Here is a 248-nt window from a genome sequence, read left to right on the forward strand (position 1 = left end):
GAAGGAAAGTATTAATATCGCGCATAAGAACGCCGGTTTTTTAGATGTGTTTGCTCGCACGAACATCATCCATCAAATCGGCGTTCTTGTTTCTATGTTTCCCGGGATTCCGTGAAGAACCTTAAATTGGCGGTCGTCGATCAGGTTGAAAAGGGCGAACTGAGTTATAAAGAGGCTCAACGGCGCTATGGGATTCAGGGGCGGTCGACTGTGCTGGTGTGGTTACGCAAGCATGGACGGCAGGACTG

The 248-nt window shown here is 49.2% G+C and carries 1 protein-coding gene; it reads left to right on the top strand.

What is annotated here, in order from left to right; all coding sequences use genetic code 11:
* Positions 1–111: 111 nt before the first annotated feature.
* A partial coding sequence (locus G7025_RS26630) for a helix-turn-helix domain-containing protein (RefSeq protein WP_181081946.1) occupies positions 112–248 on the top strand: 137 nt, incomplete at its 3' end.

Source organism: Pseudomonas lurida (assembly GCF_013522705.1).
GTDB lineage: Bacteria > Pseudomonadota > Gammaproteobacteria > Pseudomonadales > Pseudomonadaceae > Aquipseudomonas > Aquipseudomonas quebecensis.